Consider the following 25,211-nt stretch of genomic DNA (forward strand, 5'->3'; position numbering starts at 1 on the left):
TCTACCCGTTCGAGAAGGAGTGCAGGGATAGCCGTTCGGGGCTGGCCGGCGGGGGATTTTGTTCAACGCGAGGTGGTGACGCAGTAGTTGTTGAGGTCTAGCTGCGGAGAGCCTAACACCCTGCGGGCGAACTCGCCAGGCTTCAGAACGGTCTGCGCGGAGTGAGGAAGCTAACTGTTGAGAGCTAGAGTGGGGGTTGCAAGTTAGGACAGCCTCAGCTAATCTTTGGTCGAGTTATTTCAGGATTGTTTCAATGGTACGGCTTATGTTTCGACGGCGTTTCTCGGTGGCCTTTTCCGGCTTAGCCCATGCGGAATCTTTCGGCCCCTAGACTGTGCCGCGACCATTGTGCCGAGTTCAGGTAATCTAAGAAAACCGAATATACCCCCAGGGGGTATATTCGGTTTCGGACATATGACGAAGGAGCTATCATGACGGCGGAAATCAGAACTTTGAGCCGCAAGGCCGCTGAGCTTATCGATGAATTGGGCACGATGACAGCTGCCGTCCATGACGGCCTGGCAGATCCGACCGCGCAGCGGGTCTTGGAGAACCTCGGCGCGCATTTGCGCGCGGAGGGGTCCGAGCTGGGCGCGGCGCTCGCCCCGCCCAAGAACGACTCCGGGGTCGCCGTGGTGCGGGGGCTCATCGTCGACCATGGCATCGCCGGACCGACGCCGTGCGGATGGCGCGCGGTGGACGAGCGCATGCTCTCGCCGTTGGACGCGAGCCTCGCCCTGCTCGCCGCCGTCGCCGGGCGGCCCTTCTCCTGGGCCGGGCAGCAAGACGGTCGGCTCGTCAACAACATCCTGCCCGAGCCGGGCAAAGAGCAGGAGCAGACCGGGGCCTCGTCCACAGTGCTCCTCGCTCCGCACACCGAGGACGCGTTCCACCCAGACCGAGCGGATCTGCTCATGCTCCTCTGCGTGCGCAACCCGCAGCAGGTGCCGACGACGGTGGCCTCAGTGCGCCGGGCGCGGATCTCCGAGTCCGACCAGCGCATTCTGCGCAACCGGGTCGTGCCGATCTTGCCGGACGACTCCTACGACTGGGACCGCTCGCTCGCGCCGCTGCCGGTGGCGACCCTGTGGGACCGCGCCGACGGCTTGGCGATGCGCTACGACCCGGCGTACACGCCGATACACGAGGCCCCTGCCGAGCACCAGGCCGCCTATCGCAGGTTGGGCGAGGCGTTGGCCGAGGTGGGCGAAGCCGTGGTGCTCGAACCTGGTGACATGGCGATCATCGACAACGATGTCGTGGTGCACGGCAGGGCTCCGTTCACCCCGCGCTACGACGGGACCGACCGTTGGCTCAAGCGGGTCAACGTCTCGTTCGCGCGGGGCCGCCGCACCGAGCACGAAGCGCTCGAGCACGGCTACGGGCAGTCGATCAAGGACGACTTCGCCCCGCCCGCCCGCAGCGGCAGGAAGGCCCCCGAGCATGTGCTGACAGGCGTCTTGTGAGCGCGCAGGACGGCGGCGCGAAGGCTACCAGTGTGAGAGCTCTGAGCAGGAGCGACTTGGCCGATGTCGCGATCACTCCCGGCGAGGTCATCGCGGCTGTGGAAGGCGCATATCTGGCGCACGCGGCGGACCCGTCGGGCAATCCCCGCAAACTCAACATCACTGCGGGCCCTTCGATCAGTTACGCCATGCTGGGCCAGACGGACGGCTTCGTCGGCTTCAAGACCTCCTACACGCACAACGGGACCGGCGAGAAGCGCTACTACACCACGCTGTCCTTGTACGACGAGCAGACCGGGCTGCCGATCGCGCTCATGGACTGCGCGCGGATCGGCGGGCTGCGCACCCCTGCGGTCTCCGCGCTGCTCGCCCGCGAACTCGCCGCGCCCGAAGCCAAGACCGCGCTCGTGGTCGGCACGGGCGCGCAAGGCCGCGCGGCGCTGCCGTTCCTGCTCACCGCGTTGCCGGGGCTGGAGCGGCTGGCGCTGTTGGGAACGCACCCCGAGGGGATCGAGGCGGTCCAAGCCACGCTGCGCCAGCACGACCCGGACCGCTCTGTCGAGCTCGTGCGCGACCAGGAACAGGCCGGGGAGGCGGATATCGTCCTCGCTGTCGCCGGGCCCCGGACAACCGCGCGAATTCGGCCGGAGCACATCCGCGAGGGCGCCCTCACGATCCTCGTCGGCTACGGCGTCGAGCCGCACGTGCTGTGGTCTGCTGACCGGCTGGTCGCCACAAACGCCGAGCAAATGGCTCTGACCGGACAAGACTTCGCGCACCCCGAGACCGGCCTGCGCCGCCCGGACGCGGAGCTGCCGGATCTGCTGACCGGGCGGGCTCCGGGCCGGACCGATCCTCGGCAACGGATTTTCGCGTACAACAGCGGCATGGTCATCACCGATGTGGCGGTCGGGGCCATCCTCGCCCGCGCGGCCATAGCCCAAGGCCGAGGCAAGGAGGTCGAGCTATGGTCCTGATCGCCGCAGTCCAGCCGTTCGCTCCCGCGCTCCCGGCGGCGTGGCCGGGGTGGGCGCAACAAGCCCTGGCGAGCCCGAGCCTTCTGCCGGAGATCTCCCACGCGACAGGCGGGGCTTTCCACCTGCTGCACCCGCAGACCTTCGCGGCCAACCTCGGCGCGTTCCAGGCCGTGTCGGCCAGAACCGGCGGGACGGTCTATTTCGCGAAGAAAGCCAATAAGGCCGCGGCATGGCTCACGGTCTGCGCGGAGCGCGGGGCCGGGGTCGACGCCGCCAGCGTCCCAGAGTTGCGCGAAGCCCTCCGTTGCGGCGTGCCCGGACAGCGAGTCGTGGTCACGGGCCCGGCCAAGAGCGACGAGCTTTTGCTCCTCGCCTGCCGCGCGGGCGCGCTCGTCGCGATCGACTCGCTGGACGAATTGGAACGCGCCGTGGCGCTCGCCGACGGCGAGGCGGCGCTGCGGGTGCTGTTTCGGGTCCATCCGCCCCGGCAGCCGAATTCCCGTTTCGGCATGGCCGTTCCAGAGCGTCAGGCGGCCCTCGTCCGAATCGGGCAGTTCAGGGGCCGGATCGTGCTGGAAGGTTTCAGTTTCCACCTTTCCGGGTACGACATCGCATCCCGCGCGGAGCTCGCCGGGGAACTCATCGCGGAATGCCTCGCCGCCCGAGCGCGGGGACACCGGGCCGACACCATCTCCATCGGCGGCGGCTTCCCCGTGCGCTACGTCGAGGCAGAGGATTGGGCGAGGTTTCAATCAGAGTTCCGACCCGAACAATGCCACGCGCGCAAAACGTTTTCGGACGGCTTCTACCCGTACCATTGCGACGAACCCGGCGCGCGGGCTCTGGAGAAAATACTGGCCCACCAGGCCGACGGCGCCGCCTTGGAGCAACGCCTCGCAGCAGCCGGAATCGCCCTGAGCGTCGAGCCTGGCCGGGCTTTGCTCGCCGACGCCGGGATCAGCGTCTTCCCGGTGCAGGGATTCAAATGGCGCGAAGCCGCGCCCAATGAGCACGCCGGAGGCTATGGGATCGCCACTGTCGCGGGGACGAGCTTGTCGCTTTCCGAGCAGTGGTTCGGCAGCGAGTTCCTCCCCGATCCGGCGCTGTGGCCCACGACCCAGCACCGCCAAATCACCCCGACGTGTGTCGGCGGCGCGAGCTGTTTGGACTCGGACATGCTCACCTGGCGCAAAGTCCCGCTGCCACGGCCGCCGAAACGCGGCGACTTCTTGATCTACCCGAACACCGCTGGCTACCAGATGGACTCCAACGAGTCCTCGTTCCACGATCTGCCCATTCCGCCGAAGGCAGTGGTCGATTTTTCCGGCGCAGAACCCCGATGGTCCTTTGAGGAGAAGCCATGATTGTCACCCAGTATTCTGATTTGATCGGACGCACGCCGCTTTTGGAGTTCGTGCGGTTGGAGAACGGCACCCGGTATTTGCTCAAGCTGGAGCAGTGCAACCCGACTGGCTCGATGAAGATCCGCATGGCCCGCCAGATGGTGCTCGACGCCCTCGCCGACGGCAGACTGCCCCAGGGCGGGCGGATCGTGGAGTCCACTTCCGGCAACACCGGCCTCGGCTTGGCGGTGGTGGCCGCCGAATTGGGGCTCCGGTTCACCGCGGTGGTGGACCATCACGCCGCCGTGGACAAGATCCGCGCGATGGAGGCGATGGGGACCGAGCTGGTGTATGTGGCCGAGGACGGCGACGACAGCCTCAACACAGCCGCCAGGGAGGAACTGGCCGAGGCGATGGCCGCGGCGGACCCTGAGGCGTTCTTCACCGAGCAGCACAACAACGACAGCAATCCCGCCGCGTACGCCGCGCTCGCGCAGGAGCTGCTCCTGGACCTTCCGCGGGTCGATTACATGATCTGCGCGGTCGGCACCGGCGGCTCCCTGTTCGGCACTGCCCGCGAACTCGCGCGGCTCGGCCAGCGGACACAGGTGATCGGCGTCGAGCCAGTGGGGTCGATCGCGTTCGGCGGACCCGGCGGCGATTACTGGCAGTCCGGCACCGGCACCCCCGAGGGCGCGATTATCGGCACTGCCGTGGACTACGAGCTTTTGGACGAGGGCGTGAAAGTGTCGGACGTGGACGCGTTCGCCACAGCACGGGTGATCGCCCGTCGCACGGGGCTCTTGATCGGCGGCTCCTCCGGCGGCTGCGTCCACGCCGCGTTGCAGAAGCTCCCCGACCTGCCCGACGGTTCCACAGTTGTCTCCATTGTGTGCGACGGCGGCGAGAAATACCTGGACACGGTGTTCGACGAGCAGTGGATGGCCGTGCGCGGCCTGCTCGACCCCGATGCCGAAGAGGCAGTGGGCGCGATGCTCGACCGGCTTGGTGTGCGCTCTGCCCGTTCCTTCGGCTCCATGCGCCCGCGCGCCGAGGCCGCGCTACTGTGACCACGGTGACCACGACCCGGAGCCGCCTGAAAGAGCTCGCGGCCCTCGCCGCCCCAATCGCGGGGATACAACTCGCCCAAGTCGCCCTCACGACGACAGACACGATCATGATGGGCGTGCTCGGCGCGATCGCCCTTGCCGCTGGCGGCCTCGCCATCACGTTGTTCAACCAGGTTCGCACGATGTGCGTCGGTTTGATCACCGGTCTGGGGAACCAGATCGCGCACGCCCAAGGCCGAGGGGCCCCCGCCGATCAGGTGCGTGGGATCGCGCGCGCGGGCCTGATTGTCGCGACACTCGCCGGGCTGCTCGGCGCGGTCCTGCTCGTCGCTTTGAGCTACGCCCTCGCCTGGCTCGGCCAAGACCCGCAGGTGCTCGCCGGGGCGCGGCCGATGATGGCGGCCCTCGCCCCCGGCCTGGTCCCACTGCTGTGGCTGCAAGCGCTCCGGCAATTCGCGGTGGGCGTGCGCAAACCCAAATCCTTGCTCCCGGTGATGCTCGCCTCCATCGCGGTCAACGCCGCGTTGAACTTCGCCTTCGTCTACGGCTGGCTCGGAGCCCCCCGGCTCGGTCTGACCGGCGTGGGGCTTGCGACCACGTTCGTCCAGCTCTTCTCGGTCGCGGCCTTCTGGCTGATCGTGCGCCGGGACCGCGACCTCGCGCCGCTCTTGACGGGCACGGGCAGGCCGACGGCAAGGGAGATCAAAGACGTGCTCGCCCTCGGCCTGCCCACCGCGTTGACCTACGGTTCAGAAGCGGGCCTTTTCTCGGTCGCGGCGCTGCTGATCGGTCATTTCGGCGCGGCGGCGCTCGCCGCGCACAACGCGGTCAACCAGATCGTTTACATCGTCTTCCAGATCAGCGTCGGCCTATCGCATGGATCGTCTGTGCTGGTGAGCCATGCGATGGGTCGGCGCGAGCCGGCCGAGGCCCGAGAGGCCGCCAAAACGGCCCTTTCTGTCGGCGGCGCCGTCATGGCGCTCATCGGCGCGGTCTACCTCATCGCGCCGCGCCTGGTGCTGTGGCCTTTCCATATTTCCGGTGACGCGGCGGCCATCGCTGGGACATTGCTCATCGTCGCCGTCGTGCAGCAATTCTTCGACAACGCGCAGAACATCGCAGTGGGGTTGTTGCGCGGTCTCGGCGACGCGAAGAGCGGACTGAAAATCACCCTGGTCGGCTATTGGGCTGTCGGCCTGCCGGTCGCCCTTGTCGGCGGGTTGGCCCTCGGCTGGGGGGCCCCCGGCGTGTGGTTGGGCCTGTCCGCGGGTTTGGCGTTCTGCGCGGCGATGATGGTCCGCGCGTTCCTGCGCGGCACCGCAACCGGCGCCGGCGCTCCACCGGGCTGACAGCTCGCGGGCGCACGCCAAAGGCTTGCCCGCGCGGCCCTGACTCAGGTCAGGCGCTCGTCGTGGCGCGCTTGTCCTCCCGCTCCCGCAGGGCCGGGCTGGAGAAGCGCAAGTGCTCGTCGACGACGGGGCCCTTGCACAAGTGCTTGCGGTCCACGTAGTAACTCATCGCCATGAGCCAGGGCGAGTCCGGTCCTTGTTTCGGCAACTTCGCCAGCGACCGCTGCACGTAGCCGGCGCCGAAGTCCAGGAACGGCCTGGTCTGCATTTGCGGATCGGCGGCGGCCCAGACCGTGTCATAGCCGTTCTCGTCGAGATAGCCGAGCAGTTTGCAGAAATACTCGCAGATCAGGCCGATTTTCAACGTCCACGACGAGTTGGTGTAGCCGATCGCGAGCGCGAAGTTCGGCACGCCGGAGAGCATCAAACCCCGATAGGCCACCGAATCGTCCAACGGCACAGGTCGGCCGTCGACGCTGAGCTCCACTCCGCCGATCAGGAGCAGGTTGAACCCTGTGGCGGTGACAATGATGTCGGCTTGCAGCTCCCGGCCCGACTCGAGCAGAATCCCGTGTTCGGTGAACGTCGTGATCCGGTCGGTCACGATCGACGCCGAGCCTTTGCGGAGCGCGGTGAACAGGTCGCCGTTCGGGACAGCGCACAGGCGCTGTTCCCACGGGTTGTACGGCGGGTTGAAGTGCTCGTCGACGGGGTAGCCTTTCGGCAGCATCGTGATGTTCACCCTGCGGATCAGCGTGCGCGCGGCTTTGGGGAACCGTTGGCAGAACTCCCAGATCAAGCGCTGTTGCACGATGTTTTTCTGTCGGGAGACCGCGTAGCCCCGTGTGTCGCCGAGAACCTTGCGCAGCACATTGGCGACAGGGTCCTTCTTCGGCAACGGCATGATGTAGCTCGGTGTGCGTTGCAGCATCGTCACATGCGCCGCTTTCGGGGCCATCGCGGGCAGCAAGGTGACCGCTGTGGCTCCGCTGCCGATCACGACCACGCGTTTGCCGCTGTAGTCGAGGTCTTCGGGCCAGTGCTGCGGGTGCACCACCTGTCCTTGGAATCGCTCGCGGCCGGGGAACTCCGGCGTGTGAGGCTGGTCGTAGTTGTAGTAGCCGCTGCAGCAGAAGACCCATCCGGCGCTCAAACGCAGCTTCTCGCCGGTGTCCGTGCGCTCCACGTCCACCAGCCATCGCGCCGCCGAGGTGGACCAATCGGCGCGGACCACTTTGTGGTGGTAGCGGATCATCGGGTCGAGGCCGTTCTCCGCCGCCGTCTCACGCAGGTAGGACAGGATTCTCGCCCCGTCCGCGATCGACTGCTCGTCGCGCCACGGCTTGAACTCGTAGCCGAAGGTGTGCAGGTCGGAGTCGGAACGGATGCCTGGGTAGCGGTGCAAGTCCCATGTGCCGCCGGACGCGCCCCTGGCCTCGAGGATCGCGAACGTCTTCGACGGCTGCAAAGTCCGCAGGTAACGCCCTGCCCCGATGCCGGAAAGGCCCGCGCCGATAATCAGGACGTCGAAGTGCTGGACGTCGCGCTCGGTGGTGGTCTCGCTCATATTCAGGCTCCTGGGGGTGGGGGAGTGGTGGTGCTGCCTTCAAGAATGCGCGCGAGCCTCGCTGTTGTCGAGAGCAATGTGCCCTGATTCATCCTGCTTTGTGGTGCATAGTGTTCATATGGACACATCATGGCCGGTTCCCTCGGAGCGGATCCAAGAGTTGATGCGCCGAGGGGCGACCATCGCGCTCACCCCGCAGGCGCATTGGATCGAAGAGTTGCACACCGCGACGCTCGGCGGGCAGCGGATGCGGGCGGTCGCCGACGACCCCGTGCTCGCCGAGGCCGTCCGCAGGACCAATCTCGCCAACTGGTTGCACTGGGCTTCGTCCAACGCGGCAAGGCCGGGCGAGCGCGTCCCGCCGAACCTCAGCCCCGTAGTCCTCGAAACCTCCCGCGACATGGTGCGACGCGGGCTCGACCAGACCGCCCTCGACACGTACCGCACCGGGCAGAGCGTCGCATGGCGGCGGTGGATGGACATCTGCTTCGGCCTGACCTCGGACCCGCGCGAACTCCATGAGCTGCTCGACCTCTCGGAGCGCTCGATCAGGACCTTCCTCGACGACACCATTGACGCGACTTCGGCCCGCATCGCCGAGGAGCGCGACCAACTCGTGCGGGGCAGCCATGCCGACCGCCTCGCCGCGGTGAGCCTCATCCTCGAAGGGGCCCCGATCCCGCGCGCCCGCGCCGAGGAACAGCTCGGCTACCAGCTCACCGGGCCGCATGTGGCGGCTGTCGTCTGGGGGTCTGCGAGCACCCCGGCCAGTCGCCTTGAAACTGTCGCCGAGGCGTTCACCCGTGACAGCGGGGCCGCCCGGCGGCTGACCGTCTTGGCCAGTTCGGCCACGCTCTGGCTGTGGCTCCCCGTCGCCGCTGCCCCGGCCTGCGCGCATGTGCAAGCGCACATCGCCGACGTGCCGGATGTCTGGCTGGGGATCGGGCGCCCTGGACGTGACATCGACGGCTTCCGGCGGAGCCATCTCGACGCCATCGCCACACAACGGATGCTCACCCGCCTCACCTCGCCGCACCAAGTCGCCCATTACGACGACATCGCGCTCGTCGCGCTGCTGTCCAGCGACCCCGCGCGCGCCGACGAGTTCGTGCGGGACGCCCTCGGCGGCCTGTTGGCCGCTGAGCCGGACATCCGGGACACGGTTTTGACGTACATCCGCGAGCAGTGCAACACCTCGCGCGCCGCCGAACGGCTCTACACGCATCGCAACACAGTCATCCGAAGGCTCGCCCGCGCCGACGAGTTGTTGCCCCATCCGCTGCCGCGCAATATCGTCGCTGTCGCCGCCGCCTTGGAGATCGTGCGTTGGCGTGGCCAGTCAACAGCCTGACCGCGGCCTTCTCCTCACCCCCCGGCAATCCGGTTTCCCCGGACGGCGGCGCTCGCTCAGTCCACGCCGGAACAAGACGGGTTTTGCGCCCGAGCCCCGCTCGGCTCAGCGCTCGTGTTCGCGCTCGAAGCGAAACGCAGCCATAGCAGGCCCCCCAGGACCGGGAGCGCGAGCACAGCCAGGCTCCACAGCGTTTTGACCGTCAGCGTGGCGTTCCCCGAACGGGCGATGGCGTGCAGCGTCACGAACCACACGGCGAACGCCGCCAGAGCGAACAACGACACGGCGAACAGGCTCGGGTCCAACACCAGATCGTCTTCAGCGACTTGCGCCTGCTCGCGCGGGAAACGCAGGGAAATATCTCGTGTGCCGTCCATAGAGCGGAATTTTATCGACTTTTCGGCCCGAAGGTGAGCGTGTTTTCCCGCTGTTTACAAATGGGCGCCTTGTTTCACCTTTTCCAGCGGTTGGGCGGGCAGGCCGGATCAGAGCGGACCGCCTCGTCCGCGTGGCGGAACCCGGCCGCACGAGCGGCCAGTACATGGCTTTTTATGTTTTCCGCAGCCAGCTTTGCGGTGGCTCCCACTCGTCATCTCCGTGTTCGGTGGTCGATAGTTCAGCCCCGGACCCCGACGATGTCGCCGATGCTTCGACGGGCTCCACGCCGAAGTAGGCTTGGATTTCTTTGATCGCCGCCGCGGCGTCGTGGTCGGTCTCGAATTCGCCCATGATCTCGGCTACCTGCTGTTGGACGTTCTTGCGGGCCTCGTTATAGGCGCAACGGAACCCGCCCGCGACGGACTCGCCGCTGAGCCCGGAGGCGGCGTCCGTGACCTCGCACCGCGCCAGGTTTCCCTCAGCGTCCAGTTCGACCACGATGGCGGCATTGAGCCCGTAGCCTTTCCCGCGCACCTTCGCCAGAGCCTCCTGCGCTCGGCGCTGTTTCGCCCGAAGCTCATCCACCCTTGCGACCAAGGCCGGATCATGATTGGTCATGAGTTCCCCATCCTCGCTCGGTGACCGACTGAAGGCCGGATCCGCTGTAGCTGTTCCAGCGAGCTTTCACCAGCTCGACTTCCTGCAGAGGGAAGGGGTATGCCTCAAGGCGTAGAGGAGCTTCGGGAGACAAAGAAAGTTCTTCAGCCAGCGGTCGCGCCCAATACCGTTCTCCTGAGCGCACGGCGATCGAGGCGCCTTCGGGTGTTCTCGATGTGAAGAAAATGGCTCCGAACGTCGATCGCCGATCTTCTGCAAGGACTCGTTGGATCAGCCATCTGCTGCCGCCGTCCGACATGGCGAAGAACTTGCTTCCCCCTTCGGCAAGAGCGACCAGCACGTCTGTGATCGTCGCCGTCGCCGGAAACTCTAACGACAACGGAATCGGGTCGTCTGCCTGATGAATCGAACTTCTCTCGAACTCCACCGTGATTTTCAATTCGTCATCACCCTTATCTCTCTGAGTGTTTCGCGCGTGAAGCGACATACCAACTGCTACGACAACGATGAGCAGGAAATAACAGGCGATCACCAAACCGAAATCACCGCCTTCAAGAGTCATGCCTCAGCGATCTCCAACGTGAACCACTCCGGGGGGATGCCCTCGCGCAGTTTCGCGTCTAACTCTTCGTAGGCGAGTCGGGCTATCTGTGAGAAAATAATCGCATCTCTCTCTTTCATCCAGCCGCGATCGCCGGACTCGCCTTCGATGCTGACAGAGAATTTTTCGGAATACTCCACCTCGGGTTCCAGGTTTTCCACACGAGCCCATGGGGCGACTCCCCGATTCGACCATTCTATGCTGAGAAAACCCAGCCTATTCATCATATACGCGCCCGATGCCAAAAGAAAAAGCATGTATTTCTCAGCGTCATCAAAATTTCTGAACATCCAGTACCGCGACCTTTGGCTACGCTGTTCTTCATCTATATAGAATAGACCACCTTCGGACACCAGGTGATAGTAAACGTCATCCTCCCCAAGGCGAATATCTGTAGGTGAGCTCATTCCCGGAGGAGCCGCGTGCCAATAGTAGTATGATGATGGGTCTTTTGATTCTTCACCGATTTTATTCGCACTTGGGCGAAGATACAAGCCATGCCAAACGGCCCACGATTTAGCGATACGATGGAAGGCTGGCGGTATGTGCTTCAATTCAATATAAACTGTTCTCATCTTGTATTCGCTCTACCCTATTTCCTAATCTGCTGGAACCAAGATCTTTGCTGCTATAAGATCATCCAAGTTCTGGGTTGCATCGACTAACTTGCCTTCGTTGTTCGTTACAGTTTTCACTATCCTGTATTGCACACCGCCGCCTGGTTGCCCGAACCAGGGCGCTATTTCTGATTTTTCGATTCTATACCCAGGAGGCAGCGGCCCATCTCCGACCTTGTAGGAGGTCAACGGCCCTCCTCCGCTCCCTGGCGGCATCGCTCGCGCTTCAAATGGCGTGCCTTCGGGAGCCAGCCACCCTCCGTTTGGTCTCCCGTATCTATCAACGTTTTTGCCTCCAAGCTCTGCTTTCCATTCTGCTGGACTGATATCGCGCTTGGTCCCAGGAACGGCATAGGGTTTACCTGGGTCCGTTTCTTCTGGGTATTTCCATGCTCCTGGTTTGCCGTATTTAGTTTCGAACTCTTCAACTGTGAGACTTTCAGCTCGGGCGGCGGCGACTTCAACCGCTTCAGCCTGTTCGCCTGCGGTAGCCGTGTACAGGACGGCGCGTGCATCGAGGAGAGGCTTCATCTCGACGGCGGTTCTGGCGAGCCCGCCGACAGCGGAGAGGACCGGGGCGCCGGACGCTTCGGCGAGCGTGGCGAACGAGCGGCAGATGTTGGCGATACGTGCCCCGACGGCCACCAGGCGGCTCGCCTCCCCGCCTTGGGCTATGAGCTCCGAGATCCCGGCAGTGAAGAACGCCGCCACCCCGCCGACCACCTCGATGGCCGCGCTCTGCCAGGCGAGGTCTTTCGCGGCCTCTTCGATCTGTTTGTGGGCCTCTTCGATCTGATAGGCGTAGTTCCCGCACGCCGTCGCCAACACGTCGAGCTGCGCTGCCACATCGCCCATCCGGTCTTGGAGAATGGAGCACCATCGCGCAGCGGAGGGAACCTCAGGCGCCGCCTGCTGCTCGATCAAGCCGACAGCGGGCGGAATGTGCCCCGCCGCCTCCCGCACGAACCCTGCCGCTTTCCGATACGCCTCTGCGACTGCCCGCAGCTTCGCCGGGTCCCCGTTGGGCCACAGAAAGCCCTCGGTGTATTTCGCGATGAACGTCCACCATCCCGGCTCGCCCCCAGCACCGCCGCCGAACGCTTTCGGCACGCTGGGCGCTGTGTGCTGCGGCGTTGTGCCAGGAGCCGGGACCGGGGCGCCGGGGTTGTCGGCGTTGTGGTGGTTCGCCGCGCTGTACGCGAGCAGATCGCGCATCATCGCGGCCCCATTGCGCAGATCCGTTGTTGCCGCCAGCGGCCCGTGTTGGGGGTCCGTCGCCACGGGGTCGTATTTGTCGGCCCACTTCTGCGCACCCGAGTCCGAACCCGCCATTCCGCCCGAGCCCGGCAACGCCTGCGCCAACACCGATGCGGCGGAAGACATGGCGGCCTCCACGCGGGAGAACACCTGCCCGGCGCTCAGCAGATCGTCCGGCACCACATCGAGCGACACCCCGCCAGGATCGACGCCGACGCTCCCGTTTCCTGGTGTCCCTCCGGGCTTATGCGGTGGCGTCACGGCCACATCCCCTTCTGGTGCGCGATCACGCCCGTGTACGCCTGGTGGTTCCCCTTCGCCTGCTCCCGCAGCTCCTTCAGGCCCTCTCGCATTTCCGCGAGCCCTTTGGCCCACCGTTCGTGATACGCCCGCTGCTGCTCCGCCGCTTGACCCGACCATGCGGCGTGCAACCGCGCGATTGCCGCGTCGATCTGGCCGACCCACTCCTCGACTTTCTTGTCGAACGCCTCGCACGCCTCGATGTGCTCGGAGAGCTGCTCCAGATCGATCCGATAATGACTGTCGGCCATCAGAAATTGAACCTCGGCTCGACGCGCGCGAGGCTCTGCGAGTTCTCGCCCTCCTGCTGGTCGTACTCGTCGGCGGACTCGCCCAAAAGCCCCGATTCGCCCTCCAACGCGGCGATGACCGTCTCACAGCCTTCTTTCCACTCCTCCCAAGGCGGGCGGAACTTCGAAGCCGACGTGCCTGCCCAGCCCTCGGCGAGCTCGTCGCCGCGCCGGGCCAGCTTCCCAAACTCGGAGCGCATCTCTTCCGCAACACCGCCGATGAGCTGCTGGACCGAGCGCATCTCCGCAGGTTCCACCCCGAGTGAGTCTCCCATGAAAAATCTCCAAACCGCCACAGAATTCGAGAGCTACGCTGAGGGTAACGATGAAGGCGCGAGCCTGCAACCAGGACGTGGTGATGGCGTGATCGGAGCCCAGTTCAGCTGATCTCTGGCGGCGCGTCCGCAGGGCCAGAGCAATGTCGGGCGAGGATCGCGGAGGCGACGTTGAAGACCTTTGTGTTCAGCATGACGCGCTGAACGCAGTGCGGGAGGCGCCCATCGGGCGCCTCCCGCACTGCGTTCAGTTTTCCTGCTTACACGTCGTAGTAGAGCTGGTATGTCTACCTGCGCGTTGGGTAGATAGAACGGATTAGGGCGATGCTGACTACCTGCATGTTCTTAGGTTGGTGGCGTTGACGTGATCGAGTGATTTTCGGTGTTGCTGCATACCCGCTGCCTACCGGAGCGAGTGAAGATTGCTCAGATGCGCCGAACGGGTCGTCGCAGCGCTTCCGACCGCTTTGGTTGAAGCTGAAGTACGATTTCGGCGTTCGACCCGCTATGACAGTAGGGGGGTACCCCCTGGGGCAAGCCCTTCCGCACCTCGGCCGCATAGGCGAATCCCCTCCCTGGTTTTTTTCCAAACGAAAGGACGCTGCGATGCTGATGGTGTCGTGGCTGTAGCCGACCGCCTGCGCCGCCACCTCACGAGATTTCGACTCAGGCGCCGTCTTACAAGCGTCGTCACGGGTGGATTGCTCCCGATCAGATGGTGCAGAATCTGCACCATCTCGACGGGACTTGCTGACGCCTTCGCTCCTGCGCCACGGGTTTCAGCGCCGCCTCGATCGCGCTGGCTATCGCCTCTGCCTCGGTGGGGGTGAACGGCTTGCGCTGCGTGTTCTCGTCTGTCTCCGCGCGCAACAAGTCCGACGCCTCCACCAGGGAGGCCACCACCGTGACCGGCGCCGTCTGCCAGCCCAACAGCCGCACCGCCTCCAAACGGCGCTGACCGGCCTCCAGCCGCAGATCCGCCGTCGCCGCCACCGGGCGGGTCAAGCCCGCCTCGCGGATGCTGAGTCGCGGATTCTTGGGATGGCGGGGTGGTTTTTAGAGGGAGGCCAGGATTTCTTCGGAGAGTTTTTTGTCCGAGAGCAGTTTGCCGACCAAGGCGACGACGACCTCCTGTCGGGTCACCCTCGCCCTTCCGAGCTTGCGCGCCGCCTCGCGCTGCCAGACCGCCAGCGCGTCATGCTGCCGGTCGCTGAACTGGATCGTGCTCTTGACGGTCATATTCGCTCCGCTTTCGTCCACACGATACAAATTACAGCATTTCCGTGGTTCCGCGTGAACGGATATGCGGATTTTATCTATTTACGGAATTGCGTATATACGGGCTTCCGTACTAGTATCACTTCCGTGAATACGGAAATACGGATTAATGAGCCTGTGGGAACGTCGGAACCCGCGAAGGGCTCCAGCGGCTTGAACCAGACCGTGGCCCTTGAGGTCCGCGGGCATCTCGCGAAGCGCAGGCTCAAACGGCGCGACCTCGCACACGCGCTCAATGTGAGCGTCCGAACGGTCAGCGACCTACTCGGGGAGCGCCGCCCCTGGCGCATAGACGAGGTCGAGACCGTCGCGGCCTGGCTCGACATCAGCCCCGCCGAACTCATGTTCCCATCGAACCCGAGACGCCGTCACTGAACGCCTACGCCCGTTCGAGCCAGGACACGGCGATCATGCGACGACTCCTGCACCGGTAGCATCTCCAAGGACCCCGCCCCGTATCCGGCCCTCACAGCAGGCCCGCGAAGACCTCTCGCTTCTCCCCGCCCGCCATGACCTTCACTATGCGGTAGTCGCCAGCTCTGTTCCGCTCAACGTCATGGCACGATCCTAACGCTGGCCGCCATGGGCGCGGAGAGGCATCCGTGAGCCGAGCAACCAGCAAATCTCGCAATCCGGGCTCACCCCCCGGTGTCCTCCCAGAACCGGCCCCAGATCAGCCGCGGCCTCGGCGGCGGCTCCCACACGCCGTGCCGCCACCAGGCCAGCGCCGTTGCGGCGACCCCGTCCAAGGCCCGCTCCAGGCGCGCGCCGAGCCACACGCTCGCCGCCTGCGAGAGACGCATATGGTCCTGGTAGTTCCGGTCGCGGGCCGCGAAATACCCGCCCTCGAAGACCGGGACACGCAACCCGCCCCCCACAATGCTCGCCCGCAGCCTCGAAGCGTCCCCGCCCACCTCGCGAACCGTCCGCGCGAAGTCCACGAACACCGACCGGTGCTTCGGCGCCAGAGTCCCCGAGGCCTCCCGAACCGGCCACGGCTCGTCCAGGAACTCAAGGTCCGGCTCACGCCAGACCAACGGCGGCCCCGGATCGTAATCCCAGCGCCCGCCCTCGCGCAGCCACCGCACGGTCGCCTCCTCGAGCCCGTCGACCCCGCACTCCAGGCTCTGCGCCAACGCGAACTGCGCCGACTGCCCCGCCGCCAGCACCTCGTCCGCCACCGCCCGCAGCAGCTCGACCTCGCGGCAGCTCGGATACCTGTCGCACGCCCCCGCGACAGCGGCCCTAGTCTTAGCCTGCCAACGACGCATCACCGAGGCCATCTCCCGCTCCGGCTTCAAACTCTCCACCACAAGGCGCTCATGGTCACGCCGCGCGGGAGCCGAGCCCGAAAGCCACTTCCACGCCTCCGCCGAGAACGGACTGTCCTCCTCCGTCGAAGACCACCGCTCGGATTCGGCGGTCACCAGCCGCCGCCCTGCCCGCGCAGCCAACCCTCGACGTCCCGCACGAGGTCTTCGCTGGTGAGGTCTACGATTTGCTCTCGCCACGCCGTGAGCTGGTCGAGCATCGCGAGCTGGAAAAGGAACGCCTCGGCTGCGGACTCGGCGGTCGGGCCTGACCCGACGACCTCGGAGTCCCCCCATATGGCTTTGAACCCGTACACGTCGTGCTCTTCGCTGTAGCGGCCCCCGACGTACTCAGCGCCGTAGCGCTCACACGCGCGCCGCGCGATCTGCGCCACCGCTTGGGGCGACAGTTCTTTACCGCTATCAGGTGATGACACGTTTTGCCGTCCTCTATCCGTCTTTGGCCGCTGGCCAGCCGGGGACTGGCGCGGGCAGCGGTTCAGGGGAAGGGTAGGGGCCGTCGTGCTCGCCAGCGAGCCATCGGGCACGGACCTCTTCGGGGTCGGGTGCTTTGGCCATGCACTGGCCTTGCGCCCGCTTCCAGTCCTGGCCCTCCCATGACCCGTCGGACCAGCGCTGCCCAGTTGCCCCGTCTGCTGCCCCGTAGTTGTCCAATACGCCGACGATCCGCCAATTCCCGAACACGTCCGCTTGCGGCGCCGGCAGCGGGCCTGCCTGCGCGGGTCCGCCTCCATCTGATGTCTGCGTGTTCGGTCCAGGTTGTGGGTTTTGGCGGACTTCGACACGAGTGACCCCGCCCCAACCAGCCGGAGGCGGCACCTGCGATGGGTCGGTGTGGACGGGTTTGTCCGAGACTCCGTCTGTGGCGGCCCATTTGCCGTCTTGGAGCCGGGTGGAGAGCGAGTACCCGCCGCCGCAGATCACAGCGGCCCATCCTCCGTCTCGGGTGGGAGAGAGCGAGAGCACGACTTCGTGGGCGACGCCGCCCTGTGCTCTCGTGCGCTGAGTCTGAGCAGCGGCACCTGTTGGGCTCTTCAATCGAAGGTTCTGGGTCTCGTCTGGGGATTGCCCGAATTTCCCGTTCTGCGGGACCGCCTTGTCGAAGCCCGGGTACGCGTCGGAGGGTTTCGAGCTGTACAGGGTCAGGGTGCTTGTCTCTATGTAGGCGCGGACCGGGACCATCGGGCCGCGCACGAGATCGACATCTGGTTCGGCGGTCCACACGAACCGGAGGTCTTTGAACTGTTCGGAGAGATGGTAGGGGCCGTCGGCGCGCTCAGGGCGCGGTAGCGGCGCGCTCGGAGCCGTGCGAGAGCAAGCCGCAGTCCCCGCAAGAGCCAGGATTGTGAAAACAGCGCCCGCCCGCCTGGTTGTGTTCATTTGTCGTGGGAGGGTTGCGGGCCGTCTTTGGTGATGGTCCGGGCTTCAGGGATAGAGCTGTAACGCGTCCAATCGCCTGGGAAACAGGGCGAATTGGCGTATATCGTTGCTGTGGGATCAAGGGGGCTGTACGTGACGCTCAGTTCGTAGCCGTCAGGCGAGTGGCCGAAACGGTTGAGCGCGCCAGTGCCCTCGTGCTGCTCGACTTTCCAGCCCCATCCGCGCCAGATATCACCGATTTTCGTGATGAGCGTCGGGTAGTCCGTGCTATGGTGGTCGATCAGGGCGCGGGAGTCGCCGTATGAGGCTGGAGCGTTGTTCTTGTCAGCAGCGTTGTCGTCGCAGGCGGTGACTGTGGCGCTCGCCCCGAGGCTGCGCGTGTTGTCGAGCTCGATTCCCTCGGGGAGATCTTGCAGTGTCCTCTGATAGTAGCGATACACTGTGTCCTGCGCCTCTTGTATGCTTTTCGGGGTGGCGGCGAGCTTCGCTTTTTGTTCCGCTTGCGTCCGAACGAAGTGGGTCGCGTACGTGGCTATCCCGAAGACCGCGAGCAAGACGATCCCCGCCATAGCGATCTTGTCTCGCGACCAAAATTTTCGGCTCCAGATCGTCCGGTCATTGCTCTGGCGTGACACCGTCACCTCCGGTTTTGCCGCCGATGATCGCACCCATGTTGTTCAACCCGTCGCTGTTCTCCGAGAAGTAGCTGCTGTGATCTCCTGGCGCGGTCCTGAATTTATACGCGTGCGCCCAAGTGTCTGGGTTCTGGCCGAAATGGTTGGAGACGACGCTCGTCCCGATGGGGTCGTTGGCCGCGAGGCCCACAAACACTTTCGCGCCAGGGTTCAGATTGAGCCCGTCAGCGTCGTTGGCGAACATACCTGGGCTGCCGACCGCGACCACCGCGTCGGCGTCGAGATGGTTCCCGCCAGTTGCGGCGGCGCCGATGAGCGTGGTGCCGTAGCTGTGCCCGATGACAGTGTTGTAGGACGGCGGGCCTTCGTGGGAGGCTCGTAGCCCGGCCTGGAAATCGATCAAACCTTGTGCCCCGGCCTGAGCGTAGGAGGAATAGGGAGAGTCTCGGACTAGGTCCATCGGCGGGTTGTAACCGATCCACGTTGTCACAGACACATCGCCCCCAGCGAGCTGCCCGTGGCTTTGCGCAAGAGCCGCGTTATACATGTCGAGCGATCTTTTATCACTACCGAGCATGCTGGCGATGTCGTCGCTCGTGCCGGGGACATAGGTGGCGTTCTGTTTCGCCTTGTCGGGATTGTTGATCGACACAGCGGCACGGCCCTTGTCATCGATATACCCGAGGAGACGCGGCGGTGAGGCATTGTTCAAGGTGTCTTGGACCTTCTGATATCCGTCCGCTTCGTGTTTCAGGGTGTTCCAGTGCTCTTTCCACGCCTTCCACTCCTGGTACGCGGCGCCGCCTTGCGGCAGATTGTCTGCGCCCCAGTCGGGGACATTCCGCCCTTCCTTCCAATCGGGGTGTTGCCGCTCCCATGCCTCTAGCTCGTCGTTCTTCCGCTTCGCGATCTTCGGCAGCTCTTGCCGATTGTACTTGTCCCGATCCGCAAACGGGATGCCGCCATGGTTGCCGATGTCGGGGTACCGCTTGTAGATTTCGTCCTTCTCCTGTTCGCTGAGGTTCATCCAGAGGTCGTGCAGGACGTGCGGGTCGGTCGGGAGGGGGATTGTGCCGTCCGCGATGCCTTTGGCGATGTCGTGGCCGCGCTTGCCGAGCGCCTCTGCGGCGGGTACAGCGTCAGCGGCGTGCGCGAAGGAGTCTTTGATCGTCTGCGCGGCTTGGGTTGCGGCGTCTTGCATTTGCCGCACGTACTCGTCGATCGCCGCTTGCCCTTTTTGGAGTGCCTCGGTTCGTTCTTTCCGCATGCGGTCGGGAAACGCCGCGTGCGCGATGGCGAGGTCGAAATGGGGGTCGCTCGCTTTGAGGTCTTCGGAGACCTCCATCGGCACTACTTGGTCGAAGCCGATCACGTGTTGGATCGCGTCGTTCGCGAGCTCGCAGCAGCGGTCCACCGTGTCCGCGAACGAGCTGAGGGTTGTGCCGACTTTCGTGAAATCACCGGACATGGCGTTCGCCTCTTGCCCGAGACGGTCCGCGCGGCCTTCTGCGGCCTGCTCTGCTTTTCCGGTCCACTGATGGTTCTGGCTGGGCTGTTGCACTGTGCCGAGCAGACTCTTCTGCATGTTGGCGAGGCTTTGGCCTTTCGAGGCGTGGTTTGACGCGCACAAGCGCAAGTCAGGTGTGAGGCTCTTGTGGCCTTGCTCGATGAAGCTTTTGGTGACGGGCATTTATTTCCCGTCCATAACTTTGGAGAGGCGCTCGGCCGCTTCCTCGTCAGTCAGGGCTGTGGTGGCAGCCGCGTCTGCGAGCTCTCCCGCGAAGCCGGTGGTCGCGTCCGAGAGCTTGTGCAGAGCTCGGATCGAGTTGCCGAACCCTTCGATGGCGGCGGATGCGAAATCAGGGAACACGTCACGGGCCTTCCCGCCCACGTCTCGCAGGTTCCCGGTCGTGTTCTCGAAATCAGCGGAGAACGCCCCCTGCTGGGAGTTCTGCGGCGTCACTGTCACCGACAACACGGCCTCGCCAATCGACTGCGTTTCCCGTGACGCCGCGCGCAGCGCTTCCACGTCAAGCTCCATACCTACCTTCCTCGCCGATCATGCTCGATCCTTCTTCCTTCTCCTGCTGCTCCGCAATGCGTTTCTTGTCCGCCGCGACCAACCGCCGCATCTTCGTCACACCCGTCGTGTACCCGCCAGCGGGGATACGCAGGGTCCGCGCGAGTTCCGCGTCCACCCGCTCCTCCTCTAAGCGCTCACGCTCGGTCTCCCGAGCCGAGAGTTCACGCGCAGCGTCCTCAGCCGACAGCGTCCTGCCACCGTCTCGGACCACAGGAGCCGAGTACTCGGGCTCGTCATCATCGTCCGGTATGTCGAACCGCATGACGTTCTGGGTCCAGATGTCACGCGCCACCGGCAGCCGCCTGCGTCTTCGCCTGGGCCTCCAGCATCTTCTGGTACTCGTCTTTGTTGAGCTCCCCGATCACTTCGGGGACCACCACGGGGAGGTTGCCGCCGATCAGCTCGTTGCCGTGCTCGGTGTCTTTGAGGTAGTCGGGGGTTTTGTGCTCTTTGCCGGAGTTTTGACCAGCGGCCCCGGCACCCATGGCTCCCATGCCGCCGCCCATCCCAGTGCCTTGTCCGGCGCCCGATCCGGCGAGGCCGTTCACGTTCACCACCGGCTTGCCGCCCATCAACCCGGCAGACCCGGACTTCGCCGACAAAGACCGCTCATGATCCCCGCCCAACGTTCCCACGCCACCGCCACCCAGGCCCGAGCTGCCAGACGACGAGGAGCCGAACGTCGAGTCGCCCGCGCTCATCGCGTGCGTCGAGCTGGACTCTGACGGGTTGAAACCAGAACCAGGCGAGGACGTGCCCGCAGCGGGCGAACCGCCCGACGGGGCGCCGCCACCAGCCCCAGCGCCGGAGCCTTTGCCCCCGTCGCCAGAATCAGCACCACCGCCCGAGCCGCTGCCCGCCCCGGCGCTCTCGCCGGAAGGCTTGCCCTCGGTCTGGGCCTCCGGCTGCGAGCCAGCGGTGTCGTCCTGCGCTTGGGGCTTCGCAGCCACCGGCTCGGCATGCCCGGCCCCGCCCGACGACGCGCCCCCGCCACCCGACGACGGCTGAGGCTGCGCATTGGACGGCCCGTCCGGGGACTCGCCCCGATCCTCTGTCGGAGCGTCCGGTGAGCTGCCGAGGTACTCCAGCTTCGGGTATTCGGCCTCGCCCGGTTCGTGGTAGTGGTTCTGCAAACCCCGCGCCACAGCCTTCACCTGATCCATCGCCGACACGCCAGGGGTGCAGGCGCTGTTCTGGTCCACCACGGACTTCGCCGTCGCCGCAGACTCCACCACCTTCTGCACTTCTTTCGAGTGGTCGTCCAGCGCCTCAGCGGCCCTCTTCCCCGTGCGGGCCAGCTCCTCCAACTCGTCACGGGTGGCGTCGCCCAGCTTCCCCACCCAATGCCGCATCCCGACACGACTGCTGACCGTCTGCGTGATCTCCCCGAGCTTCGCCCCGACCGCTTGGACGCGCTTGACAATGGCCGCAGAAACCACATCGGGTTGCAGACTCCCACCGATCTGGAGGTTCTCGATGAAATCGCTGGCCGGATCGGCCATATAGTTCTTTTCGCTCATCTTTGATGTTCCTCCCAGGAAACGGTAGTCGGGATCAGGATTGGCCGCACACTGGTCTCAGCGGTCAGAAAACAGGCACGTCTCATAAGAGCCACCTCGCGATTTTCGTGCTGGTCTCACCATCGCGAATCCCGTCCAAAGAGAGATCCACGCCGAGAGGATCGAGGCCGCTGGGCTGACGGCTACGAATATCAGTGCATGCCCCTGCGTAGTCTTTCGCCTCGATCACCCGATGGAACGGTGCGGAAGGGTTCTTCTGCTGATCGGCCTCAGCCAGAGTGATCGCCTGCACGTCGTTGGGATGAGACGGTCCTCCGGCAGGCGAGGAACCCACAGGCATAGGGCTGTACTTATTGCCGTGCTCGCCCTTTTGGAAGACGTTGAATCCACTGAAAGACGTGGACCAGAGTTTCCAAGTCGCGTTGGGCTGCGCGTCCACCGTGATCACCTCGGTGAGTTGCCACCAGACCCCGCAGTCCTCGGATCGGTCGAAACTTTCGTCCAAATCTGCCGGAGTCCCATCGAGCTTCGTCAGGCTCTTCGGGGTGAAGGTGAGCATGATCCCATCCTTTTGGAAAATCACTGGTTCGCCCAGCTTGACCTCCAGAACAGGATGCCCAGCTGTCTGCGGGGTGACGAGGTTCTTCGGGGCCGCTGAGGTCGAGGTGGAGGACGACGTGGAATTTTCCGCGCTAGGCCCAGCAGCGCTGGGCGCGTCTCCGCGTTGGCATCCCGCTGCGAGCAGAGCGATGAAGGCGAGGAAGGCTGCTGCGCGTTGTCTGGTCGCGTTCATCAGAATCCTGTCAGGTGGCCTTGGTTGCCGAGGTTGGGGTCGAGCTTGCTGATGTCGACCGAGCTGTCGAAATCTGTCCCGAACAGCGCGTCGAAGCGGGCTTTCGCCGCGTCACGAAGGGCAGTCACCTTGTCAAGGGTGTCCTGCACGTATTTCACGATGACTGCGCCGTTCTCCTTCGCGGTCGCCAAAGACTTCTCACCGTCCACTCCAGAGCCTAACGCGGTCCCGATCTCTGAGAGAGTCGCAAGCTTCTGCGCCTCGGTTTTCAACAGTTCTTTAAGGTCGTCTATCGCGGTTTGGAAGTCGTGGAGGATGAGAGCGGCTTCCTCTTTCGATATTTCCACGTCGGCCATGGTTCAGGTTCCTCTCCGGAATTGTTGTGTCCAGTATGGGCGTTGATGTGTGGTGTTGGTCATCGGGGTTTCCAGTAGCTCTCTTGCGGGTCGGGCAACTGGGCGATCATGCGCGCGGGCAGTTCCCGGTCTCCTTCTTCCTCCCGAGCGCGCAGGGCGAGGTAGGCGAGGTCGCAGGCGAAGCCGGGATCGTGCGAGACTTGCGCTTGCCCCCAACGCTCCAGAGCCGATAGTCCGATGAGGGCTCGGTGGAAGGCGAGGAATCCCCGGAAGATCGCGGGGTTGCGCTGGGGCTCGGGGAGAGCGCGGGCTTGGGCGAGGTTGCGCCAGGCGGTCGCGGCGAGCTGCTCGCCGTCCGCGCACGCGGCCCCATAGGCTTCCCACGAAACACGTCTCTGGTTTGCGATCTCTTTCTGAACCCTTGTGAAACCGTCCCAGTTCTGCGCCCCGGAGCCATCGACAATCTCCGAAACCCACGTCAAAGCGCGTGTCCGGGCCTCTTCTGCCCAAGGACCGGCCAACAGCTCCGTGATCCTGTTGTGCAGGTCGCGCGCGAAGTACTGCAACGGGTGCGCGGACCCGCCCTCCGGCTCGACCAATGGCCCTGCCGCCTCCACCAGAAATGGGGCTTCGACAGCTTGGGAGCCGGTCAAGTGGTTGTTGCAGTCTTGGATGGCTCTGCGCGGGAACTCTTCGGCCCTGTAGGTGACGGCCATCCCGGCGAGGGAATAGGCGAGGCCGTGCGCGGCGAAGAGGTCGCGTTGCTGCTCGAAGTGCCGCTTCGCCCCGAACACCAAATCCTCGTTCCCCAACGCCGCAGTGTGGACGCCCGGGTCGGCGGCGTGCTCCCACCCCGGCCACGCCCGCACCGGCAACCGCTTCGCGATCACCCCCGGCCCGAGGTTCGAGTACACATAGGTGCGGTCCAGGCCCTCCGAGTCGATATGCCGCGCCAGCAGATATTTCGGTTCCCCGTTCGCCGCGAGCCTACGACTGGGGAACAAATCCGGCTGCTCGCGCAACCAGAGCGCCCATCGGGCGAGCACGCTCTTATGGTCCCCAGGCAGCCCTTCCTCCCTGCGGTCGCCAAAGAAACCGTCCCCGCCGTGATAGCCCCGAGCGCCAGGACTGCGATATTCATCGTCCGCGTTGGCGAGTTTCATGGCTTGCCCGGTGACCGCGCCCGCCGCGCCCATCGTCGCCGTGTCCCCCGACTCCCGCACATCCACGTTCACCACCTCGTCAGGGACGGCGAAATCCGTGGCCGCCTGTGCCTCCGTCGCGCCGCCGTCCGTCTCCGCGTGGTGGTCGAGGACCGCCGCCCCGGACTGGACCGAAGTCACCGCCGAAGAGTCCTGCGCGCCCCCGAAGTCAACGGGCCGCTCCTGCTCCGCGCGGGCCTGAACATGCGCGTCCCGCTGCGACCACGCGTTCTGGTGCTGCTCGAACGAGTCCTTTCCGGCAGTCGCCCGATGCTCCGCTCCAGTCTCCACCGGCTGGCCTTGGACCGGTCGCGGGACTGGTTGGGCATCAGGTTGCGCGGACACCGCGCTGGAGGTCGCGGGCGCCGCCTCCTCCTCGGCGAACGCATGCCGTCTCGGCAAGGGCTGGCCTGGATTCGCGTCATGCCGGGGCGGTTGGACGAGGTTCCTCAAACCGAAAGGCCGCTGCGCGGGCGCGGGGATCACCGGCAAACCCGACTCGTCCAAGCCACCCCCTGGCTCGCCGCCCGAACGGGGCGGCTTCGCGCCCAGCGACCAGTTCTCCTGGCGCAGCTCGGCGTCACGCCCGAACACTGTGCCGCCGCCCTCCGGCTCAGCAGTCACAACGAACGCACTCCCCGCACAGTCAAGAACCAAGCATGTGCTGCTCGGCGCATCGCCACCCTCCGATCATCACAGTCGTCGTCCTCGCCCCCAAAGTTTAGACGCACACTCGCCTCCGCAGGTTCCATAATCCGACCGAGCCGTCCCCGGGCGCGTGGAAAAAGGAACCGCAAACATCGAAAACAAACACCAGGAACACCCGTTCTTGCAGCTCAAAAGGTCTTTCTGAACCACAGGACGCGAACAACGCCCCGGCATGAACGCCGAGGAAGGCGGGCAACAATTTTCGAAAACGTGGCGCCGCACGAGGAAGGCTGGCCGAGCGGTCGGCGTGAACGCCCCCAGCGATTCTGGCGCCCCCTGGGGGTGGACCCAGGTGGCCTACAGCGCTTCCACGGGCCGCATACCGCCGTGCTCTGTACGGGTTCCAGCATTCGAGGCTATGCCCGATCAGGGCTCCGCGCGTTCGGGGGGGTACCGGGAACAGCGCCGGGGTAGGTGCCGGGCCTCTTGGAGGGGGGATCCCCCAGGGGGTGAATAAATATTCACG

At 65.1% G+C, this 25,211-nt stretch carries 28 protein-coding genes; 7 read left to right on the plus strand and 21 right to left on the minus strand.

What is annotated here, in order from left to right:
* Positions 1–431: 431 nt before the first annotated feature.
* From SROT_RS03915 to SROT_RS03935, 5 genes are read left to right on the plus strand one after another with little or no spacing between them, the layout of a single operon-like run.
* Positions 432–1,466 carry a TauD/TfdA family dioxygenase gene (locus SROT_RS03915; RefSeq protein WP_013137709.1) on the plus strand — a complete coding sequence of 345 codons (1,035 nt, stop codon included), beginning with the start codon at positions 432–434 and terminating at the stop codon, positions 1,464–1,466.
* 32 nt (positions 1,467–1,498) lie between these two features.
* Positions 1,499–2,443 (plus strand): ornithine cyclodeaminase, encoded by a 945-nt coding sequence (locus SROT_RS03920; RefSeq protein ID WP_049773394.1) that lies wholly within the window; start codon positions 1,499–1,501, stop codon positions 2,441–2,443.
* A complete protein-coding gene (locus SROT_RS03925; protein ID WP_013137711.1) occupies positions 2,434–3,807 on the plus strand; it encodes a type III PLP-dependent enzyme domain-containing protein in 1,374 nt (457 codons plus the stop codon). The genes SROT_RS03920 and SROT_RS03925 overlap by 10 nt, the downstream gene beginning before the upstream one ends.
* Positions 3,804–4,856, plus strand: a complete 1,053-nt coding sequence (locus tag SROT_RS03930) for a PLP-dependent cysteine synthase family protein (RefSeq protein WP_013137712.1) — start codon at positions 3,804–3,806, stop codon at positions 4,854–4,856. The genes SROT_RS03925 and SROT_RS03930 overlap by 4 nt, the downstream gene beginning before the upstream one ends.
* Before the next feature lie 5 nt (positions 4,857–4,861).
* Positions 4,862–6,205, plus strand: coding sequence for an MATE family efflux transporter (locus tag SROT_RS03935; protein WP_245535354.1), 1,344 nt, complete (start codon positions 4,862–4,864; stop codon positions 6,203–6,205).
* Positions 6,206–6,254: 49 nt separating this feature from the next.
* Here SROT_RS03935 and SROT_RS03940 read toward each other — a convergent pair whose 3' ends face one another.
* A complete protein-coding gene (locus SROT_RS03940; protein WP_013137714.1) occupies positions 6,255–7,772 on the minus strand; it encodes a flavin-containing monooxygenase in 1,518 nt (505 codons plus the stop codon).
* A 118-nt stretch (positions 7,773–7,890) separates the two neighbouring features.
* Between SROT_RS03940 and SROT_RS03945 the strand changes: the two genes are divergently transcribed.
* A complete protein-coding gene (locus SROT_RS03945) occupies positions 7,891–9,123 on the plus strand; it encodes a PucR family transcriptional regulator (RefSeq protein ID WP_013137715.1) in 1,233 nt (410 codons plus the stop codon).
* 56 nt (positions 9,124–9,179) lie between these two features.
* Here the strand turns inward: SROT_RS03945 and SROT_RS03950 are convergent, their stop codons facing one another.
* From SROT_RS03950 to SROT_RS03990, 9 genes are all read right to left on the minus strand, one after another.
* On the minus strand, positions 9,180–9,500 hold the full coding sequence (locus tag SROT_RS03950; protein ID WP_013137716.1) for a PLDc N-terminal domain-containing protein: 321 nt from the start codon (positions 9,498–9,500) through the stop codon (positions 9,180–9,182).
* A 172-nt stretch (positions 9,501–9,672) separates the two neighbouring features.
* Positions 9,673–10,119: a YbaB/EbfC family nucleoid-associated protein gene (locus SROT_RS03955; RefSeq protein WP_013137717.1), complete on the minus strand. Its 447-nt coding sequence runs from the start codon at positions 10,117–10,119 to the stop codon at positions 9,673–9,675.
* On the minus strand, positions 10,106–10,681 hold the full coding sequence (locus SROT_RS03960; protein ID WP_148223334.1) for a hypothetical protein: 576 nt from the start codon (positions 10,679–10,681) through the stop codon (positions 10,106–10,108). Before SROT_RS03960 ends, SROT_RS03955 begins: the two co-directional genes overlap by 14 nt.
* Positions 10,678–11,295: a hypothetical protein gene (locus SROT_RS16365; RefSeq protein WP_148223335.1), complete on the minus strand. Its 618-nt coding sequence runs from the start codon at positions 11,293–11,295 to the stop codon at positions 10,678–10,680. The genes SROT_RS03960 and SROT_RS16365 overlap by 4 nt, the downstream gene beginning before the upstream one ends.
* A 24-nt stretch (positions 11,296–11,319) precedes the next feature.
* Positions 11,320–12,855: a TNT domain-containing protein gene (locus SROT_RS03970; protein ID WP_245535355.1), complete on the minus strand. Its 1,536-nt coding sequence runs from the start codon at positions 12,853–12,855 to the stop codon at positions 11,320–11,322.
* Complete coding sequence (locus tag SROT_RS03975; protein WP_013137720.1) at positions 12,852–13,145, minus strand: WXG100 family type VII secretion target; 294 nt, start codon at positions 13,143–13,145, stop codon at positions 12,852–12,854. The genes SROT_RS03970 and SROT_RS03975 overlap by 4 nt, the downstream gene beginning before the upstream one ends.
* A complete protein-coding gene (locus SROT_RS03980; protein ID WP_013137721.1) occupies positions 13,145–13,459 on the minus strand; it encodes a WXG100 family type VII secretion target in 315 nt (104 codons plus the stop codon). Before SROT_RS03980 ends, SROT_RS03975 begins: the two co-directional genes overlap by 1 nt.
* A 711-nt stretch (positions 13,460–14,170) precedes the next feature.
* Positions 14,171–14,464, minus strand: coding sequence for a ParB N-terminal domain-containing protein (locus tag SROT_RS03985; protein WP_041407637.1), 294 nt, complete (start codon positions 14,462–14,464; stop codon positions 14,171–14,173).
* Between the two features lie 51 nt (positions 14,465–14,515).
* The gene (locus SROT_RS03990) at positions 14,516–14,698 is read right to left on the minus strand and encodes a hypothetical protein (RefSeq protein WP_013137723.1); all 183 of its coding nucleotides are present in this window, start codon (positions 14,696–14,698) and stop codon (positions 14,516–14,518) included.
* A 156-nt stretch (positions 14,699–14,854) separates the two neighbouring features.
* On the opposite strand from SROT_RS03990, the gene SROT_RS16990 reads away from it, so the two are divergent.
* Positions 14,855–15,112, plus strand: coding sequence for a helix-turn-helix domain-containing protein (locus tag SROT_RS16990; protein ID WP_013137724.1), 258 nt, complete (start codon positions 14,855–14,857; stop codon positions 15,110–15,112).
* Positions 15,113–15,375: 263 nt separating this feature from the next.
* On the opposite strand, the gene SROT_RS04000 is transcribed toward SROT_RS16990, so the two are convergent.
* The 11 genes from SROT_RS04000 to SROT_RS04050 form a co-directional block, all read right to left on the minus strand.
* Complete coding sequence (locus tag SROT_RS04000; protein ID WP_013137725.1) at positions 15,376–16,164, minus strand: MDR/zinc-dependent alcohol dehydrogenase-like family protein; 789 nt, start codon at positions 16,162–16,164, stop codon at positions 15,376–15,378.
* Positions 16,161–16,484, minus strand: coding sequence for a hypothetical protein (locus tag SROT_RS04005; protein WP_013137726.1), 324 nt, complete (start codon positions 16,482–16,484; stop codon positions 16,161–16,163). The genes SROT_RS04000 and SROT_RS04005 overlap by 4 nt, the downstream gene beginning before the upstream one ends.
* 13 nt (positions 16,485–16,497) lie before the next feature.
* Complete coding sequence (locus SROT_RS04010) at positions 16,498–17,448, minus strand: hypothetical protein (protein WP_013137727.1); 951 nt, start codon at positions 17,446–17,448, stop codon at positions 16,498–16,500.
* Positions 17,445–18,017 (minus strand): hypothetical protein, encoded by a 573-nt coding sequence (locus SROT_RS04015; RefSeq protein WP_013137728.1) that lies wholly within the window; start codon positions 18,015–18,017, stop codon positions 17,445–17,447. Before SROT_RS04015 ends, SROT_RS04010 begins: the two co-directional genes overlap by 4 nt.
* 46 nt (positions 18,018–18,063) lie before the next feature.
* On the minus strand, positions 18,064–19,773 hold the full coding sequence (locus tag SROT_RS15505) for an alpha/beta hydrolase (protein WP_013137729.1): 1,710 nt from the start codon (positions 19,771–19,773) through the stop codon (positions 18,064–18,066).
* Positions 19,774–20,124 carry a hypothetical protein gene (locus tag SROT_RS04025; protein ID WP_013137730.1) on the minus strand — a complete coding sequence of 117 codons (351 nt, stop codon included), beginning with the start codon at positions 20,122–20,124 and terminating at the stop codon, positions 19,774–19,776.
* Positions 20,114–20,458, minus strand: coding sequence for a hypothetical protein (locus SROT_RS04030; RefSeq protein WP_013137731.1), 345 nt, complete (start codon positions 20,456–20,458; stop codon positions 20,114–20,116). Before SROT_RS04030 ends, SROT_RS04025 begins: the two co-directional genes overlap by 11 nt.
* Positions 20,448–21,686, minus strand: a complete 1,239-nt coding sequence (locus SROT_RS15510) for a hypothetical protein (protein WP_013137732.1) — start codon at positions 21,684–21,686, stop codon at positions 20,448–20,450. Before SROT_RS15510 ends, SROT_RS04030 begins: the two co-directional genes overlap by 11 nt.
* Before the next feature lie 82 nt (positions 21,687–21,768).
* Positions 21,769–22,479 carry a hypothetical protein gene (locus SROT_RS15515; protein ID WP_013137733.1) on the minus strand — a complete coding sequence of 237 codons (711 nt, stop codon included), beginning with the start codon at positions 22,477–22,479 and terminating at the stop codon, positions 21,769–21,771.
* Positions 22,479–22,835 (minus strand): hypothetical protein, encoded by a 357-nt coding sequence (locus SROT_RS04045; protein ID WP_013137734.1) that lies wholly within the window; start codon positions 22,833–22,835, stop codon positions 22,479–22,481. The genes SROT_RS15515 and SROT_RS04045 overlap by 1 nt, the downstream gene beginning before the upstream one ends.
* 59 nt (positions 22,836–22,894) lie before the next feature.
* Positions 22,895–24,661 (minus strand): hypothetical protein, encoded by a 1,767-nt coding sequence (locus SROT_RS04050; protein ID WP_013137735.1) that lies wholly within the window; start codon positions 24,659–24,661, stop codon positions 22,895–22,897.
* Positions 24,662–25,211 lie beyond the last annotated feature (550 nt).

The sequence above is a fragment of the Segniliparus rotundus DSM 44985 genome, assembly GCF_000092825.1.
GTDB classification, from domain to species: domain Bacteria; phylum Actinomycetota; class Actinomycetes; order Mycobacteriales; family Mycobacteriaceae; genus Segniliparus; species Segniliparus rotundus.

Coding starts and splice junctions, on each gene's coding strand:
- SROT_RS03975 (WP_013137720.1), bottom strand. CDS start 13,145: ATGGCCGACAGTCATTATCGGATCGATCTGGAGCAGCTCTCCGAGCAC.
- SROT_RS04025 (WP_013137730.1), bottom strand. CDS start 20,124: ATGGAGCTTGACGTGGAAGCGCTGCGCGCGGCGTCACGGGAAACGCAG.
- SROT_RS04010 (WP_013137727.1), bottom strand. CDS start 17,448: ATGAACACAACCAGGCGGGCGGGCGCTGTTTTCACAATCCTGGCTCTT.
- SROT_RS03955 (WP_013137717.1), bottom strand. CDS start 10,119: ATGACCAATCATGATCCGGCCTTGGTCGCAAGGGTGGATGAGCTTCGG.
- SROT_RS03930 (WP_013137712.1), top strand. CDS start 3,804: ATGATTGTCACCCAGTATTCTGATTTGATCGGACGCACGCCGCTTTTG.
- SROT_RS15505 (WP_013137729.1), bottom strand. CDS start 19,773: ATGCCCGTCACCAAAAGCTTCATCGAGCAAGGCCACAAGAGCCTCACA.
- SROT_RS03960 (WP_148223334.1), bottom strand. CDS start 10,681: ATGACTCTTGAAGGCGGTGATTTCGGTTTGGTGATCGCCTGTTATTTC.
- SROT_RS03945 (WP_013137715.1), top strand. CDS start 7,891: ATGGACACATCATGGCCGGTTCCCTCGGAGCGGATCCAAGAGTTGATG.
- SROT_RS16365 (WP_148223335.1), bottom strand. CDS start 11,295: ATGAGAACAGTTTATATTGAATTGAAGCACATACCGCCAGCCTTCCAT.
- SROT_RS03940 (WP_013137714.1), bottom strand. CDS start 7,772: ATGAGCGAGACCACCACCGAGCGCGACGTCCAGCACTTCGACGTCCTG.
- SROT_RS04015 (WP_013137728.1), bottom strand. CDS start 18,017: ATGGCGGGGATCGTCTTGCTCGCGGTCTTCGGGATAGCCACGTACGCG.
- SROT_RS03925 (WP_013137711.1), top strand. CDS start 2,434: ATGGTCCTGATCGCCGCAGTCCAGCCGTTCGCTCCCGCGCTCCCGGCG.
- SROT_RS15510 (WP_013137732.1), bottom strand. CDS start 21,686: ATGAGCGAAAAGAACTATATGGCCGATCCGGCCAGCGATTTCATCGAG.
- SROT_RS03950 (WP_013137716.1), bottom strand. CDS start 9,500: ATGGACGGCACACGAGATATTTCCCTGCGTTTCCCGCGCGAGCAGGCG.
- SROT_RS04045 (WP_013137734.1), bottom strand. CDS start 22,835: ATGGCCGACGTGGAAATATCGAAAGAGGAAGCCGCTCTCATCCTCCAC.
- SROT_RS15515 (WP_013137733.1), bottom strand. CDS start 22,479: ATGAACGCGACCAGACAACGCGCAGCAGCCTTCCTCGCCTTCATCGCT.
- SROT_RS03915 (WP_013137709.1), top strand. CDS start 432: ATGACGGCGGAAATCAGAACTTTGAGCCGCAAGGCCGCTGAGCTTATC.
- SROT_RS03990 (WP_013137723.1), bottom strand. CDS start 14,698: ATGACCGTCAAGAGCACGATCCAGTTCAGCGACCGGCAGCATGACGCG.
- SROT_RS03980 (WP_013137721.1), bottom strand. CDS start 13,459: ATGGGAGACTCACTCGGGGTGGAACCTGCGGAGATGCGCTCGGTCCAG.